Here is a 16,750-nt window from a genome sequence, read left to right as displayed (position 1 = left end):
TCTGGTAAGTCCCCGGCGCAACGGCCAGGCCATTGGTGCGCCTACCAGCTCGCAATCGTCTTCCGCCTCTCCCGGACAAGGCGCCCTGCTGTGCATACTTGGTGATTGAGCCTTGCGGCGCGGCGGCACAAGCGAGTGGGTGCCTCGCCAAGCCCTGAATACGCGTTTCGATTGCTCGCTGATCCCGAAGGCGGTAGCTGGCAGCAACGATGAACGTGTATCGGGATCACTAAGAATGATCCCGCGAATCGCATGGCTACTTCGCTTTGCCTCCCCCTTTCGTGCTGGTTGCCCCATCAATGACATCTGCTTGGGCCCTGGCTGCGCTGTCGCGCAGCCAGGGCCTTGCCAAGCTCAAGGATTGTTGCAGTTACTAAAGCCGCTTGTCGCCGAAATCAGCAGCACGCCGTTGCCGGCTGGATTCTGCCCGGCGACATGTGCTTCAACAGCCGGTGTTGTGGTCGCAACCATGTTGTGGACGCCAAAGTCGTGCGTCGTGGTTACTACCCCCTGCTTGCGGAGACCGATACCGTTTGTGCCGCCGCTGCCTGCGCTGGTGTTGCCGGACAGATTGACGCAGACGTTCTCGTCAGTGCCGGCCGACGCATTGCCCGAATCGACTCGAATACCCGGTCGGACCCCGCCCAACGGCGCGGCGACGGTGTTCGTTTGTATCTTGCTGCGCAGGGTGCTGGTGGCATCACGCGCCACCAGCAGAATGCCGTTCCCGTCAGTCTGCGAAATGTTGTTGTTCGTGATGTCGACGGTGTAAGTCGGTGTTTCGGTTGCCACCGACAAGATACCAGTGCCGATACCGAAGCCCTGCGCGCCAACTTGGTTATTGGAAACCAGCACATTGTTGTTGAAGGTCGCGACCGCCGTGCTGTTGCCGAACGACGAACCGGCAAACGACGTTCCTGTCGTGTGCTGGACTGGGTTGGCCAAAGTACCGTTGCTCGACACATCGAATCGGCCGGTACCGCGACCATTCACCACGGTGAGGATTGCCTGGGTGTTGATGCGGTTCGCCGCACTCTGACCACTGACACGATTGTTCGTGATCGTGATGGTCTGCGCCGCGTTGGCGGCGTTACCAATGACACCCGTACTCGGACCGCCAGCGTTGGCATTGCCGCCCTGCGCCATGATGCCGGCGCCGGTCGGGAAGTTCGTCACGATGTTGTTATTGATCGTGGCCGAGGTCACGCTGGCAACGGTCGTCGCTGACCCGAAGGCAATCAGGCGAATACCGGAACCCAGGGTATTGGCCCCCACTGTGTCACTGGTGATCGTGTTGTTGCTGATGTTGGCCGAGCTGATCGTGCCGGCATAGTTGAAGATGTCGATGCCGTGATAGCGCGCCAGCGTCAGCGTATTACCGGTGATCGTGACGGTGCCCGTCAAGTTGGATTCGGTGCCACCTTGATTGTCGTTGAATGCCACGTTGGCTTCGTCCACCGTATTCGCACCGTCCGCCGCCGCATCATTGGAATTCGAAATGGTCGAGTTCGTCAGCGAGAAGTTGGTGACGCCGCCGGTGCCCTTGATGCCGCTGCCCACGGTGCTGTTGATGCTCATCAGATTGAACGACGGTGAGCGCGTGCTGATCAGACGGATACCGTTGGCGGTCGTATTCTGGATCGTGCCGCCAGAGGCCGCAGCCGCCACACCTGTGACAGTCAGACCGGCTGTGCTGCCCGTATTGTTCAGCAGGATGCCGTTCGTCGCACCGTTGACCGACACGCTCTGGAACGTCAAGCCGGCAGCACCGATCGTCGAGTTCGTTACTTCCAACGCGCGTCCGGTGGTGGACGAAATGACATTGCCCGTACCAGTCACTTCGATCGAGTTCGCACCACCCGTTGCGGCGAAGCCAGCGCCAGAAGTGGTCGTGATCGCCAGACCGCCACCCGAGAACAGGATCGAGGCGCCCGTGTTGTTGGTCAGCGTGACCGCCGCACTGGTGCCCGTGGTCACCGTCTTCGAAGCGTTACTGAACGTGTAGGTGCCCGCGTTGCGGTTCAACACGTCGATACCGGTACACGTGCTCGTACAGCTCAACGCGCCGCTGAGCGTTACGGTACCTGCGCCAGCTCCGGTAAGGCTGACCAATTTGCCAGCCGTCGCCTTCGTGATGGAACCTGCATAGGTCGTGGTACCGAGCGTACCGACACCCGCGAATCCGATTCCGGTTGAGCCCGTGATCGAACCGCCGTTCATCGCCAAGGTTCCGGAGATGCCGTTCAGGTCAATACCAGCGGTCGCACTGTTCGTTGACGACACCGTCGTGAAGGTGCCGCTCCAGTTGGTGCCAGTCGCAGAGGTGATCGCCGGCCCGTTTGTTGCGGCAATGGTCGATCCTGCTGCCGCCGTCAAGCCACCTGCCGAGGTGCTGTAGATCACACCAGTGCCAGAACTCGTCGTCACCGACAGGACGCCCGCGTTGAAGGCGCCGGATGAACCGGTAATGGTGAGGCCGGTGCCCGCCGTGGCCTTGTTGATGGTCACGCCGTTGAACGTCAACGCAGTGGTATTCGCATCGATCGACATGCCCGCAAAGGTCGCTGCGACACCCGTGATATTTGTGGCGCCCGTGACCGTCACGGCACCACCACCGGTTGCGTGCAGGAAACCAACGGCACCGCAGGTGCCAATGGTCAGTGTGCCGAACGTGCGCGTACCGGCGCTGTTGTTCTGCAGACTGACGCAGTCCGTGCTGGCCGAGACCGTGGTGTTGCCGAAGTTGACGTCACCCGTAGAGGTACCGACCAAGATGCCTTGCGTGGTCGTGGCGGTCACCGACGTGCCACCCGTGTTCACGGTACCCGTGATGCCGGCCATGTTGATGCCTTGTCCCGAGCTGCCACTGATCGTGGTGCCACCCAGGTTCAAGGTACCGGCAATTGCCGACAGGTTGATGCCTTGCGCACCCGAGGTAGAGGCCACGCCGGTGAAGCCCGCGCCAGCAATCGTACCAGTCGCCAAGTTCAGCGCGCGGCCCGTACCGTTCAGGAGGACCTGGTCTACCGTCAGCGTCCCGAAGTTGGTGGCTGCAAGGTCGGTACCGGTTGCACCGGAATCGCCGATCGTGAAGCCGCGCAGCGTTACCCCAGTCCCGGCGGTCACACAGGTGACATTGGTACAGGTCAACACGGGCGCGGCACCGTTTAGTGCGTTGTACGGGGCGAAATCAGATCCCGGCACTGGCGTAATCGCATTCGCCACTGGCGTTCGGGCTGCCAGCAACGCGCTGATCGTGGATGTCGAGCCGTTACCGAGCAACAACACACCGTTAGCCAGCGTCGTCTGCGTGCCGGTGTACGTACCTGAGTCGACGAAGATCACGTCGTTCGTGGTGTGAGCACTGACGCCAGCGAAGTTTGCGGATGGGCAAGCCTGCGTACCAACGTTGGAGCCCGTGCAGACCGTGCCGCTGGCACTGCCATCAACGAACCAAGCCAGCTCTTCGTTCTCGAAGGTCAAGGTGACCTGGGCGGTATCACCGCCACTGAGTGTGTAGAAGAACGTCACCGTACCGGCGGCCGTTGTGTCGCCCGCATCCGGGTAGAACGTGTAGGCACCATTCGCCTGCAGGATGATGCGGCCACCCGCGCCACCGGCTGTGATCGCGTTCGTTCCGTTCGGAACCGTGCCGTTAGCCGTGACCAAGGTCGGGCCGAAGCCGGTGATGGTTTCGGCGCCCAAGATGTCGTTGGCGGTGACGCTCACAGGTGCTGCGTAGGTCAGATGCGGCGTCACGGTTGCGGCGTCGTCGTTGGCGACACCGGCAAACGTGTAGGTAGCAACGAAGTCAGCCACCATGTTGTTCGGCGGATCGCCAAGGTCGGCGTCCGCAATGCCGAGCGCGCGCACCGACAACGTGCAGGTCTGGCCGGCGAGCGCGGAATCGAGCGGATCCAACACCACCGAAGCGGCCGGCGATGCGGTCGAAACAGTGAAGTTGGTCGGCGTGCCCGCTGGGCACTCGAAGTCGAAGCTGGTGTTCGCGGCATTGGCAGTCGTGTCGAACGCTACCGATTCGGAGAAGTTGACGGTGATGGTGCTCGTCGCCGCAACGCCCGTGGAACCGGCAGCTGGCGTGGTGCTCAGCACGCTCGGCGGGGCATCCGTGGTGAACGTGCGCGACACATCAGCGGCCAGGAGTCCGGGTGGATCTGCCACATCGGAGTCGTTGATATTCGCGGCCACTGCGGTCGCACGACACGCGGTGTTGACCGGCATCGCGCCAGACGGCGTGAAGGTCAGTGTCGAGGTACCGGTACCAGACACAGTACCTGCAACCGGGGAGCCAATCGGGCATTCCACGGTAATTGCGGCACCCGGGCCAGCATCCACGTTCTCACTGAAGGTAAAGGTCACGAGGCTCGTGGTCGCAACGTTTGTCGCACCCGTCGCAGGCGTGCCGCCGGTCACAGTCGGCGCAGCATCCGTCGTGAAGGTGCTGACGAAATTGGCGGCGAGGTTGGCCGGCGGATCAGCCGTGTCGGTGTCGTTGACCAGCGCAGCCAACACCGTAACGGTGCAGCTTGTCGCGGCCGGAAGCGACGAGGATGGCGTGAGCGTCACTGACGTCGTGTTGGTCGCCGGCAGTGCGGGGACGGCCGTAAAGGGCTGTGCGCCACCGCAATCCAACGTGAACGCACCCGCAGCCAAGTTAACCGGTTCATTGAACGTAACCGCGACGGTCGAGTTCACCGGCTGATTGGTCGCACCATTGGCCGGCACGACGTTGCTGACGCTCGGCGCTGCATCGACGGTGAAGTTCACCGTGACCGTGCTCACCATGTTGTCGGGCGGATCAATCGTGTCGGAATCGGTGATGTTGCCGGCGATGATCGTCATGGTGCACGGGCCCGCTGGCAGCGGCGCCGTGTACGTCGGGTTCAGCACAGTGACGCCGGTACCCGTGGTGCCGCCGGTGATCAGATTCGGGCCGCCGCAAGTCAGCGTCACCGATCCAATGGTGGCGACAATCGACTCGCTGAAGTTGATGGTCAGCGGCGTGTTGTTGGCAACCGTACTGCCGTTGGCAGGCGTGGTCGACGAAACGGTTGGCGGCGAGTCGACATTGATCGCGAAGCTGTCCGAATCGCTCTGCGCGCCCGGTGTGCCGGTATTGCCCTGGTCGTTGGTCAGCACCGTGATCGTGCCGGTGCCACCCGTGCCGCTGGTGAAGCTCAACGTTTGCAGCGTAGCGTTGACGTCGGCCACCACATCGGTGATCGACACCGAAGCCGTGCCGCTGCCGGTGACGATCGCGCCATTGGTGGCGGTTGCCGACAGCGTGCCGAGCGTTGTGCTGACCGTCGTGATGACTGGGCCGGCTGCGGCATCTATGTCTGCAATCGAGATCGCATTGCCGCCGCCCGTCGTAAACGTCAGGGTCGCGCCCGTACCAACCGATTGCGCGCCAGGCACTGTGTTGACTGGCGCATCATTGACCGCGGTCACCGTGATCGTGAACGTCTGCGTAGCGCTCGTGTCGATACCGCCGTTCGCCGTGCCGCCATTGTCTTGCAGCGCGAGACCGATGGTGGCAGAACCGTTGGCATTCGCCGCTGGGGTGTAAGTCAGCGTACCGGTCGGGCTGACGGCTGGCGCCGTACTGAAGAGTGCCGCATTGCTGTTCGAGGCCACATTAAACGTCACGGTCTGACCCGACTCATCTGCCGGTCCCGGCGAAATGGCCGTCGCCCATCCGGCAACGGTCTGCGCGCCGGCATCTTCGGCCACGGTCTGATTGGCACCTGCGACGAAGCTTGGCGCGTCATTGACCGAAGAAACCGTGATCGTGAAGTTCTGCGTGGCGCTGGTGTCGACACCACCATTTGCGGTGCCGCCATTGTCCGAGATGCGCAGGGTAATCGTGGCCACGCCCGAGGTGTTTGCGGCAGGGGTGTAGGTCAGCGTGCCAGTCGGATCGACCGCAGGCGCAACACTGAACAGGCCCGCATTGGTGTTGCCAGTCACAGCAAAGCTGAGCGTCTGGCCGGATTCATCCGCCGGACCCGCCGAGATCGCGGTGGCCCAACCAGCCGACGTTTGCGCGCCCGCATCTTCCAGGACGCTCTGGTTTGCACCAGCGGCAAAGCTCGGGACGTCGTTCACCGCGGTAACGGTAATGGTGAACGTGATCGGCGCGCTGGTGTCGTTGCCACCGTTGGCAGTGCCGCCATTGTCGCTCAGCGTCAGCGTGATCGAGGCGATGCCGTTGGCGTTGGCGGCCGGCGTGTAAGTCAGGTTACCCGTGGTCGGATTGACTGCCGGAGCAGCACTGAACAGCGCTGGGTTCGTGTTGCCCGTGACGTTGAAGGTCAGCACCTGACCAGCCTCGTCGGGCGGACCGGCGCTAATCGCAGTGGCCCACGCGGCAACCGTCTGTGCGCCAGCATCTTCCAGCACCGTCTGGTTAGCGCCCGGGGTGAAGCTCGGTGCGTCATTGACCGGCGTCAGCGTGATATCGAAGGTCTGCGTGGCCGATGTGTCGACGCCGCCATTCGCAACGCCGCCGTTGTCGGCAATACGAATCGTGATCGTCGCCGAGCCATTGGCGTTCGCAGCGGTGGTGAACGTCAGCGTGCCGGTTGCCGAAACAGCCGGGGCCACCGAGAACAGCCCGGCGTTCGTGTTGTTGGTGATCTGGAAATTGACGGTCTGACCCGCTTCATCGGCCGGACCGGCGCTGATTGCCGTGGCCCAGTTCGGAATGGTATTGCCGCCGGTGTCTTTGAGCACCGTGACGTTGCCACTCGACGTAAAGCTCGGCACGTCGTTGACGGCCGTAACGGTGATCGTGAAGGTCTGCGCCGCAGACGTGTCCTGACCGCCATTCGCCGTACCGCCGTTGTCGCTCAGCGTCAGACTGATCGTCGCCACACCATTGGCATTCGGCGCCAGGGTATAGGTCAGATTACCGTTGGTCGGATTGACCGCTGGCTGCACAGAAAATAGCGCCGTGTTGGTGTTGGCCGTGACATTGAAGGTCAGCGTCTGCCCTGCTTCGTCCGCCGGACCCGGCGAGATGGCAGTCGCCCAACCGGCGACGGTGACGGCGGGTGCGTCTTCCAAAGCTGTTTGATTGGCGCCCGCCGTGAAGCTCGGCGCATCATTGACGGCATTCACGGTCACGGTGATCGTGGCTGGCGCCGATGTATCGACACCGCCGTTTGCGGTGCCGCCATTGTCCTGCGCGGTAAACGTGAGTTGCGCCGTGCCGCTGACGTTCGCCGCCGGGGTGTAGCTGAGCTGACCAGCCGCGTTGATCGTCGGCACGCCGTTGAACAGCGCTGGATTAGTGTTGTTCGTGATCGTGAACGCAATCGTCTGCCCGCTTTCATCGGCTGGACCGGCACTGAGGCCCGAGGCCACGGGCGCTGTTTGTGGTCCGGCATCTTCGTTCACAGCGGGGGGATTCTGCGAGGTGAAGGTCGGAATGTCATTGACCGGCGTGATCGTCAGGCTGACGGTCGCATCAGGCGAATTCACGAAGCCGTCGTTAGCGCGGTACGTGAAGCTGTCGGCGCCGTTGGCGTTCGGCGTCACGGTGTACTGGACCGAGGCCGACGTGGTGTTAATTGGCGTCACGGCGCCGAGCGTGCCCTTCGTCGGGCTGGTCGCGACCGTGAAGGTCAGCGGATCACCGTCCAGGTCACTACCACTCAGCGTGATCGTTTGCGGCGCTGCGTCTTCCAGCAGCGTTGCCGTAACGGGGTTGGCGACCGGTGGTTGATTCTCGACATCGGTCACGTCAATGCGGAGGAACAGCTTGCCGGCTTCGAAGCCCGCAAACAGCGCCCGGATATCGATGCCGGAGTCGACACTACTGCCGTCGCCCGCTGGGTCAACGGCAATCGGGGTCTCGCCGGTCCAATCACCCACTTGCCCGTCGACCGTGTAGGCGGCGGCCCAAACGGCGCCGGCCATCATCAGCAGGCCAATCGACGCCAAGCTCGCGCGGGCGGCCAGGCGGATGCGCTTCATGCCGAAAACCGCGAGCACCAGGACCAGCAGTCCCAGGCCTAATAGGCCCATCGTCGGAATATTGTTGACCGGGAATCCGAGGAGAATCGGCGGGCCACCGGCCAGTCCGGTAGTCGTTGCCAGAATATCGGACGCCGTGCTGGCGCCGTTCCAGCCAATGGCGTAAACCGGAACCGTGGCACCGGCGGGAGCCAGTGTGGCTGGCGTACCCATTTCGATGACATCGGCGCCGGCCGTGCCGTTATTCAGGCCGACTGCATACGGAGCAGGCAGCGCCTCGCCCGCGGGGAAGGTGCCCGCGCTGCAGACGGAAACCGTGCTGCCCGTGACGGTGACATTCGTGATATCGGCGCGGACACGCGCTTCGACACCGCTGACGGTCCCACCCGGAGAGGTAACCGTACACCCCGTCGATGCATTCGCATCGGTGTCGAGATACACGTCGTATCGGTAGTCCTGAGCAGCGACGCTCAGTGAGGCCAGTGAGAGGATCAGTGACCAGACCCCAAGCTTAATTCGCATGTTTCTTCCCCGAAGCATGTCAGACAGACGGCCAGAGTGTGCGCCAATCTGCATTTCAGATCAACTGTTTGCGAATCATTCCTGGGTTTTGGCGAGCGTCAGACCGCATGCAACAAATTGTGATTTCCGGATCACGACATCAACCCTGGACCGGCATTCCGGGCCTTGTGTTTCCTGGCCCACCCGGGCATGGTCTGGCCATGCGCTGCCTTTATGAAGCTGAGACGGTCATCGACGCCTGCCTGGTCCGGGACTACCTGGAGTCAGAGTCTTTTGCTGCAATCGTCGTGGGCGATGCCTTGTCTGGCTCATTCGGGATGATGCCCGGCCTGGTCCGGGTGCTGGTTCCGGAAGCGGACTGGCCGGCCGCGACTGCGGCGCTAGCCGACTGGCTGGATACCCTGAATCCGCCGATTCCGGGACGGTTGCTGCCTTGGCCCGAACTGAACCCCGGAATCGCCTGAACACATGCCCAAGATCAATCACCCCCGCGGCTTCGACCTGGAAAGCGCCCACCGTAGCCTGCGGAAGGCCGAGCCGCGATTCAAGGCTTGGATGCGCAAAATCCAGATCGACGTGGACTGGCACCGTCCGTTTGATCCGGTCGACGCGCTGGCCAACGCCATCCTGTACCAGCAGCTCAGTGGCAAGGCCGCCGCGACGATCGTCGGCCGCGTGCGCGCGCAGCATTGCCAGGACGCTAAGGGCCGGATGACTGCCGACAACTTGGCTCGGGCGCCCGCCGAAGGGTTGCGCGCTTGCGGGGTGTCGGGCAACAAGGCACTGGCGCTGAAGGACCTGGCCGAGAAAGCCCAACTCGGCGTCGTGCCAAACGCTCGCAGCTTGCGTTACCTCAGCGATGAGGAGCTGATCGAACGGCTGACGCAAGTCCGCGGTATTGGCCGCTGGACGGTGGAAATGATGCTGATCTTTCGCCTGGGCCGGCCCGATGTGTTTCCGATCGACGACCTGGGGGTCCGCAAAGGGGCCCAAGTGTTGCTGGAGCTCGACGAGATGCCAAAGCCCAAGGCCTTGCTGGAACTGGGCCAAGACTGGTCGCCGCACCGCACCCTCGCCAGCCTGTACCTCTGGCGCATCGCCGATAGTCTGAAACCGGTTCGGGCCCCCACGCCACGAAGCCAGGACTGAACGGAAAGGCCTCGCTCAGCGGAGCAAGACCCGGCGCAGCAACGCCGAAGCCAGCGGCACTAACACCAACCAAAGCCACAATGCACCGACTGGCGTCTCGGTATGCGCCAGCCCCGGCACACTGACCATCAGGCCGAGCCCAAGCAGAAACCAGAAGCAGTAGGGACAACGGAGACGCGCCGCCACCAGGGCGCGCGCGACGGGATCGGTCGATTGGCGGCGGTATTCGCGACGTGAGTTGAAGTGTTCTGTGCGAGCGGCATGCATCTGACGTTTCCCTAGATTTCGGAAGAAGGACGATCGCAGCGTCGGCGCGGCGATTGATTGATCCTCCGGTGGCCCCGTCTCAGCGTCCGAGACAGACCGAAGCCCGGCGACGGTTTCCACCGCCGATCGGGCCGCTTGTTCGTCCGGCCGCACGGGCTACCATCGGGGCGGTCATGACACGGGCGGCGCGGATTTTGCGTTGTGTCTGTGATCAAACCAGCGTCAGCCGATCGATCGTCGTCGGTCCTTTGCCTCAGGAGTTGCCCATGCTGTCGAATTGCCCCAGCTGTCAGGAATCCGAACTGGTCGCCACCGAACTGCAGCAAGGGCTACCCGCCCACACGTGCCGAAGCTGCCACGGATCGCTACTGCTGCTCCAGCATTACCGAAGCTGGCGGGCGACACTCGAAGGCGCCAAGGTGGATGCCTCGCCCGATCGCGTTGACCAGGCAAAGGCCACATCGGAGTCCCAGGCCATGCTGCGCTGCCCGTCGTGCCGGGGCTTCATGACCAAGTTCCGATTCAGTTCGGACAGCAAGAATCAAGTCGACCTGTGTGCGCATTGCGATGCGGTCTGGCTGGATCGCGGCGAGTGGATCTTAGTCGAGCATCTCGCCCGCGCTGGCCTCTTGACCCGCGTATTTGAACCGGGCTGGCAAACCAAGCTGCGCCAGGAAGAGGCTCGTCGGCGCGCTGAAGAGCGCTGGAAAACGCAGCTGGGCGAGGACTACGAACGTGCGCGTGAGATTCGCAATTGGCTCGCGGGTCGCGACAAATGCAAGGAATTGATGGCGTACCTGTATCTGGCGCAGACGGAAGGGCCGGTTTGAGTTGTCGCCCGGCAATTGGCTAGGGTCCGGTGATCCGGTAAAGCGATTGCAAGAGCGCTGGTCGCATCGAACGTGCGCATAGTCGTACATCAGGCGGTTGGTGAGGATGCGGAATCTTTCGCGACGGCACAGTGTGGCAAGTAGCCCTCTCCCCAGCCCTCTCCCACTCGCGCGGGAGAGGGAGCGCTCCCTCCCCCGCGATCGCGGCGCGGGGGCCCGGGGAGGGGGTTACTTGCGATCGACAGGGTCATCACATGCCAATTGCCGAGTAAACAGAAGCGAGGTTCACGCTCCGGGCTTCAGACCCAAACCCAAGGCGCCACAACACGCCCTACAGACAGCTTACCGGCGCGTTTGCCAGAGCGCGATTCCCGGCAGCAGGCACGCTGCGAGCACCACAACCGCCATCGGCGCACCAAAATGTGACCAACCACCGGGGTAGATGAACGCTCGGGCGAAGCAATAGAGCAGCGCCGCGGGCCAGCCGATCCAAAAGGCCACTGCCAGGTTGCGGCCCATCTGCCAAAACACGACGAGGCAGGCGAGTCCGGCGGCAAACCAGAACACGATATTGATCCCAGGCAACTGCCGGACAAATGCGAACACCGCATTGTTGGGCAGAAATGGGACCAAGTAGTCGAGACTCAGTCCCAGCGGTGCCACCGCGAGATATGCCCAGATCCAGCGGGCGGCCTTGGCCATGGGATGCGCGGTCGCGGGCGGTTCCGCTTTAACGTACTGCGTTGGAGACGCAAAAGGGTCGGTCATGTTGGGGGTTCCATCTAGCGTGCAGCACAAAGACCTCGCCGCTATTGAACAGAGCACCTTGGTCACAAAACGAGATGGTGACGAATACCTCTCGTCCGTCGCAAGACCGAAATGACAGAAAATTTTTTCAATGCGTCTGCATCGACCAGCGCACTGATTCAAAAGGAATTCGCGCCGAGCGGGCCGCTCCCTATCACACTACCTTCACGCTTTGCCGTGACTTTTGACGCATAGCAGCGTGAATTTTCGAAAACTCTGGTCTATGGTCCGCGCCGCCTTGACGGTTTGACACAAACCGCAGGCCAGGGACAAACCCGAGTGGACACACGCTGCTTTGCCGTCGGATCCGCGCGTCGGACCTGACCAGGATATGTCTGCCTAGGTTTGTACCCCACCACAACATGCTGGAACGTGAAGAAGCTCAATCCATCGCAAATCAAAGGGAGAACAGTGGAAATGAAGCGTCGTACCTTGCTCAAGCAAACTCTGGCCGCCTCCGCGGTCACCATGGCTTTTGCCACCTCGGCAATGGCCGCTGCTGAACTGCGCTATGCCCAACGTCCGGTGCAAGGCCAGTATATTGTGGTGCTGAAAGACCAAGTGGCTTCGTTGTCGGTCGAGCGCAACAGCGCCAAACCGAGCATCGCATCCGTTGCCAACTCAATCGCCGCGGCTCACAAAGCGCAAGTGTTTCGAACCTTCAACGCTGCGCTCCGCGGCTTTGTGATCAAAGCCGATGACAAGGCGCTGGTGTCGATGCTGAATGATGATCGCATCGCCTATATCGAAGAAGACGGCTATGTTTATGCCAACGCGACGCAAACCGGCGCGACCTGGGGCATCGACCGTACCGACCAGCGCGATCTGCCACTGAACAGCTCGTACACGTACAACACCACGGCCTCGAACGTCCACGCGTACATCATCGACACCGGCGTGCTCGGCACGCACACGCAGTTCACGGGTCGCATGGGCAATGGCTTCACCGCGATCTCCGACGCCAACGGCACGAATGACTGTAATGGTCACGGTACACACGTGGCCGGTACGGTCGGCGGCACGACCTACGGTATCGCCAAGGGCGTGACGGTTCACCCGGTCCGCGTGCTGGGTTGCGACGGCTCGGGCACCAACTCCGGCGTGATCGGCGGCGTCGACTGGGTCCGCACGAACCATGTCAAGCCCGCTGTGGCCAACATGAGCTTGGGTGGCGGCGCCTCGCAAGCACTCGATGACGCCATCACGGCCGTCAGCAACGCCGGTGTGATCGTCGTCGTGGCCGCTGGTAACGACAACGCGAATGCCTGCAACTACTCGCCAGCGCGCGCTGCAGCCGCCATCACCGTTGGTTCGACAACCAACACCGACGCCCGTTCGAGCTTCTCGAACTTCGGCACCTGCCTCGACATCTTCGCGCCAGGCTCGAACATCCTGTCGTCCTGGTACACCGGCACGTCGGCGACCAACACGATCAGCGGTACCTCGATGGCCTCGCCACACGTGGCTGGCGTCGTCGCCCTGTACCTCGCTGACAACCCAACCGCTTCGGTGTCGGCCGCAACGGCTGCCGTGCTGAACGGCTCGACCCCGAACAAGGTGACCAGCCCAGGCACCGGCTCGCCGAACCGCCTGCTGTACTCGCTGTTCTCGGGCAGCACGACGCCAGACACGACGGCGCCGAGCAACCCGGCCAGCGCCGCCGCAACGGCCGCAAGCAGCAGCCAGATCAACCTGAGCTGGACGGCTTCGACCGATACCGGTGGCTCGGGCCTCGCGGGTTACAAGGTGGAACGCTGCTCGGGCGCAGGTTGCACGGCCTTCGCTGAAGTCGGCACCGCGACCTCGAACAGCTTCTCGAGCACCGGCCTCGCCGCCTCGACGAGCTACAGCTTCCGCGTTCGTGCTTATGACGGCGCTGGCAACAACTCCGGCTACTCGAACACCGCCACGGCTACCACTCCGGCCGCGACCGGCACGGTGCTGAGCAACGGTGTTGCCGTGACCGGCCTCGCTGCCGCCGCTGGCAATTCGCTGAACTACACGATGGTCGTGCCAGCAGGCGCCACCAACCTGACGTTCAACACCTCGGGTGGCACGGGTGACTCCGATATGTACGTCAAGTTTGGTTCGGCACCGACCGACACCGTCTATGACTGCCGTCCGTACGCCTCGGGCAACACCGAAGCCTGCACGTTCGCAACCCCGTCGGCTGGTACCTACTACGTGCGTCTGAAAGCCTACTCGGCCTTCAGTGGCCTGAGCCTGGTCGGCAGCTACACGACGGGCGGCGGCGGTGGCGGCACGCAGACCTACACCAACACCAACGACGTCACGATTGGCGACAACACGACGGTCAACAGCCCGATTGTGGTCTCCGGCCGCAGCGGCAATGCCCCAAGCAATGCCTCGGTGACGGTGGCGATCGTGCACACCTACCAGGGCGACCTGAAGGTCGACCTCGTGGCGCCGGATGGCACGCTGTACAACATCCACAACCGCACGGGCGGTGGCACTGACAACGTCAACAAGACGGTCACGCTGAACCTGTCGTCGGAAGCGTTGAATGGCACCTGGAACCTGCGCGTCAATGACAACGCCGCTGGTGACACGGGCTACATCAACTCTTGGTCCGTGACGTTCTGATCGATCTTTCAGGCCTGGCCTGATCTGAAAGCCCCCGGCGCAAGCCGGGGGCTTTTTCTTTGCACCAAACTCTGGACATACTCCGGGCACAGCTCTGGGAGGGGCGCACCATGAAATCACTGAGCACGATCGACTCTGCGTTCCTGTTCATGGAACGCCCGGAAATGCCGATGCATGTGGGCTCAGTGCATTTACTGTCAGTCCCGAAGGGTCAAGGCCGTGGCTTCGCCGAGCGCCTGCGGAAGCATCTGCGGGAACGCCTGGAACTCGCCCCGGCGCTCACGCGCATTGTGCAGTTCTTGCCCCTGAATGTGCTGACGCCGTATTGGCAGCATGCCGATAAGGTGGACATGAAACAGCAAGTCTTGCACGAACGCCTGTCGGCGCCTGCAGACCTCGAAACGTTGCACGCGCGCGTTGCGAGTCTTCATGCCGAACTGCTCGATCGCAGCCTGCCGCTGTGGCAGATGGTCGTCTTCACCGGGCTCGGCAAGTCGCTGCAAACGGTCCCTGGTCATGAGGTCATCGCACTCTATTCAAAGGTGCACCACGCTGCCGTAGACGGCCAGGGCGCCGTGGCGCTCGCGAACGCGATTCTGGATCTAAGTCCCGACGCGAAACGCGACCCCGCACCAAAGACCAAACGCAGCAGCGTGAAGCTGGGATTGGCCGAAGCCCTGACGGGCGCACTCAGTCATCAACTTGCCCAGGCCGTTGATCTGGCGAAGCGCGTTCCGGATGCCTGGCAATTGTTCCGGAACCAAAGCAAGTCGGCGCGCACGGAAGGCAAAACGCCGAAGGCGGACAGCAAGGCGACGAGCGCGATGCCCGGCCTGAGCCTGGCGCCCCGAACGCCGTTCAATGCGAGCATCACGGCAGAGCGCTGTTTCGGGAGTCTGGATTTGCCATTGCCGGCACTGAAACTGTTCAGCAAGCTGCACGGCGCAAGCATCAACGACGCCGTGCTCGCAATCGTGACCGGCGCGATGCGCCGCTATCTGAAGCGTGCCAAAGCCTTGCCGAAGAAAAGTCTGGTCGCCGCGATTCCGGTATCGCTACGCGCGAGTGGCGATGCGAGCGCCAACAACCAGGTTGCGATGACGCTGATGGACTTGCCGACCCACCTTGCGCAGGCGGACAAGCGCTTTGCCGCGATCTTGGCCAATAGTGCCCGGATGAAGTCAGGCGCGACCGGCATGAAAGGCGTGCTACCCACCGATTTCCCAGCCATCGGTTGGCCGTGGCTCGTCAAGTCACTCACCCAGCTCTATTCCAAGCAGAAACTCGCAGACCGACTGCCGCCAATTGCGAATCTGGTGGTGTCGAATGTACCGGGTCCGCAAGTGCCGCTGTATCTCGCTGGGGCGGCCATGTTGAGCTATGTGCCGGTCTCGATTGTCACGCATGGACTCGGTCTGAACGTCACCGTGCAGAGCTACAACGGCCGGGTTCACGTCGGCTTGCTCGCAAGCCCCGAGGCAGTTTCGGACATGGGCGGATTGGTCGCCGATTTCGAGGCCGCGTGGCTGGAGCTGCAGAGCTTAATGCCACGTTCGGCTTGACCAGAGCACACGACGGTTCCCGACGCTTTTTGTCTGACGCCAGATCAAAGATGTCTGCGGCGGAAATCAAACGACCCATCGCAAATCGATATGCCTGTGTCTTCTCAGCGACCGCAGGGGAGGGAGCGCTCCCTCTCCCACGCGAGTGGGAGAGGGCTGGGGAGAGGGCTACTTGCGATGCGGCTGCGGCAACTGGGTGGAACTCTCGTCACACGCTACCGCCATACCTGGCACCGCCGCACTCAGCTTTGCAGACGCGTTTTAGAACCCGTACACCACGTTGATCGTGGTCAGCGTGTCCGTCTTGTCAGCGTCTGGCGGCACGTCATTGTTGTGACGCACTTGGAAACCCGCCTTCAATGCCAGCGCTTCCGACATCTTCACGAGCACGCCGATGTCATCTTGCATGAAGGTGTTGTCCGAACCCGACTCCACCAGGAAGGTATTGTAGATCGACGTGCTGTCGTTGAACTTGTGGTTGAAGTCGGCAAAGCCGCGCATCATGAACTCACTGTCCGAACCTTCGTCAATCACAATCAGCGGCGTCTCGCTGAATACAAACGGCGCTGGATCGAAACGACGGTAACCCGGGCCGATTTCGAAGGTGAGCTTGGTGGCGTCGCTGTTGATGGCATGCACACCGTAGGTCACCGCCACGGTCCATTGGTTTTCGTAAGGCGAGAAGTCGTCGTTCTCGTAACGCGCCACGCCGGCAAGATAATGCCGTTCGTTGAATTTGTAACCCGACTTGCCGCCGAGTTCGAAGCGATCAGCGGTACGCACATCATTGGCTTCGGCACGCAGCGCCGAGACCGCCACTTCGTGCAACCACGATTCGTCTTCGTGCTTCAGCGCCAGCTTGGCGTTCAGCGTATCGGTATCGGCATTGCCACGCGACAACACCAGACCAAACTCACCCGTACCCGACCAGCCTTCCTCGGCCTGGGCCGCAAACGACAGCGCGGCCAGCATGGCCACAGACAGCAACTTCTTCATCATGAACTCCTT

At 62.3% G+C, this 16,750-nt stretch carries 9 protein-coding genes; 5 read left to right on the top strand and 4 right to left on the bottom strand.

Translation table 11 applies throughout. The features are described 5' to 3' along the window. Positions 1-354: 354 nt before the first annotated feature. Positions 355-8,523 (bottom strand): beta strand repeat-containing protein, encoded by an 8,169-nt coding sequence (locus tag C7S18_RS22850; RefSeq protein ID WP_170113444.1) that lies wholly within the window; start codon positions 8,521-8,523, stop codon positions 355-357. 107 nt (positions 8,524-8,630) lie between these two features. Between C7S18_RS22850 and C7S18_RS22845 the strand changes: the two genes are divergently transcribed. Both C7S18_RS22845 and C7S18_RS22840 read left to right on the top strand, forming a co-directional pair. After that, the gene (locus tag C7S18_RS22845; protein ID WP_106893752.1) at positions 8,631-8,987 is read left to right on the top strand and encodes a putative signal transducing protein; all 357 of its coding nucleotides are present in this window, start codon (positions 8,631-8,633) and stop codon (positions 8,985-8,987) included. Between the two features lie 4 nt (positions 8,988-8,991). Further along, positions 8,992-9,672, top strand: coding sequence for a DNA-3-methyladenine glycosylase family protein (locus tag C7S18_RS22840; RefSeq protein ID WP_106893751.1), 681 nt, complete (start codon positions 8,992-8,994; stop codon positions 9,670-9,672). A 15-nt stretch (positions 9,673-9,687) separates the two neighbouring features. Here the strand turns inward: C7S18_RS22840 and C7S18_RS24325 are convergent, their stop codons facing one another. Further along, positions 9,688-9,939 (bottom strand): hypothetical protein, encoded by a 252-nt coding sequence (locus tag C7S18_RS24325; protein ID WP_146152078.1) that lies wholly within the window; start codon positions 9,937-9,939, stop codon positions 9,688-9,690. Between the two features lie 266 nt (positions 9,940-10,205). Between C7S18_RS24325 and C7S18_RS22830 the strand changes: the two genes are divergently transcribed. After that, entirely contained in the window at positions 10,206-10,769 is a 564-nt protein-coding gene (locus C7S18_RS22830) for a zf-TFIIB domain-containing protein (RefSeq protein WP_170113443.1), read from the top strand. 342 nt (positions 10,770-11,111) lie between these two features. On the opposite strand, the gene C7S18_RS22825 is transcribed toward C7S18_RS22830, so the two are convergent. Next, the gene (locus C7S18_RS22825; protein ID WP_146152077.1) at positions 11,112-11,537 is read right to left on the bottom strand and encodes a hypothetical protein; all 426 of its coding nucleotides are present in this window, start codon (positions 11,535-11,537) and stop codon (positions 11,112-11,114) included. Positions 11,538-11,993: 456 nt separating this feature from the next. Here C7S18_RS22825 and C7S18_RS22820 point away from each other — a divergent pair, with 456 nt between their 5' ends. Together C7S18_RS22820 and C7S18_RS22815 are read left to right on the top strand one after the other, a co-directional pair. Next, on the top strand, positions 11,994-14,180 hold the full coding sequence (locus C7S18_RS22820) for a S8 family serine peptidase (RefSeq protein ID WP_106893747.1): 2,187 nt from the start codon (positions 11,994-11,996) through the stop codon (positions 14,178-14,180). 110 nt (positions 14,181-14,290) lie between these two features. Then, a complete protein-coding gene (locus C7S18_RS22815) occupies positions 14,291-15,742 on the top strand; it encodes a wax ester/triacylglycerol synthase family O-acyltransferase (RefSeq protein ID WP_106893746.1) in 1,452 nt (483 codons plus the stop codon). A gap of 261 nt (positions 15,743-16,003) precedes the next feature. Here C7S18_RS22815 and C7S18_RS22810 read toward each other — a convergent pair whose 3' ends face one another. Beyond that, complete coding sequence (locus C7S18_RS22810) at positions 16,004-16,741, bottom strand: DUF481 domain-containing protein (RefSeq protein WP_106893745.1); 738 nt, start codon at positions 16,739-16,741, stop codon at positions 16,004-16,006. Positions 16,742-16,750: the final 9 nt, after the last annotated feature.

Origin of the sequence: Ahniella affigens (assembly GCF_003015185.1) — a bacterium.
Taxonomy (GTDB): domain Bacteria; phylum Pseudomonadota; class Gammaproteobacteria; order Xanthomonadales; family Ahniellaceae; genus Ahniella; species Ahniella affigens.
Note: the sequence above shows the minus strand (reverse complement) of the source record. Positions and strands in the feature narration are given on the sequence as shown.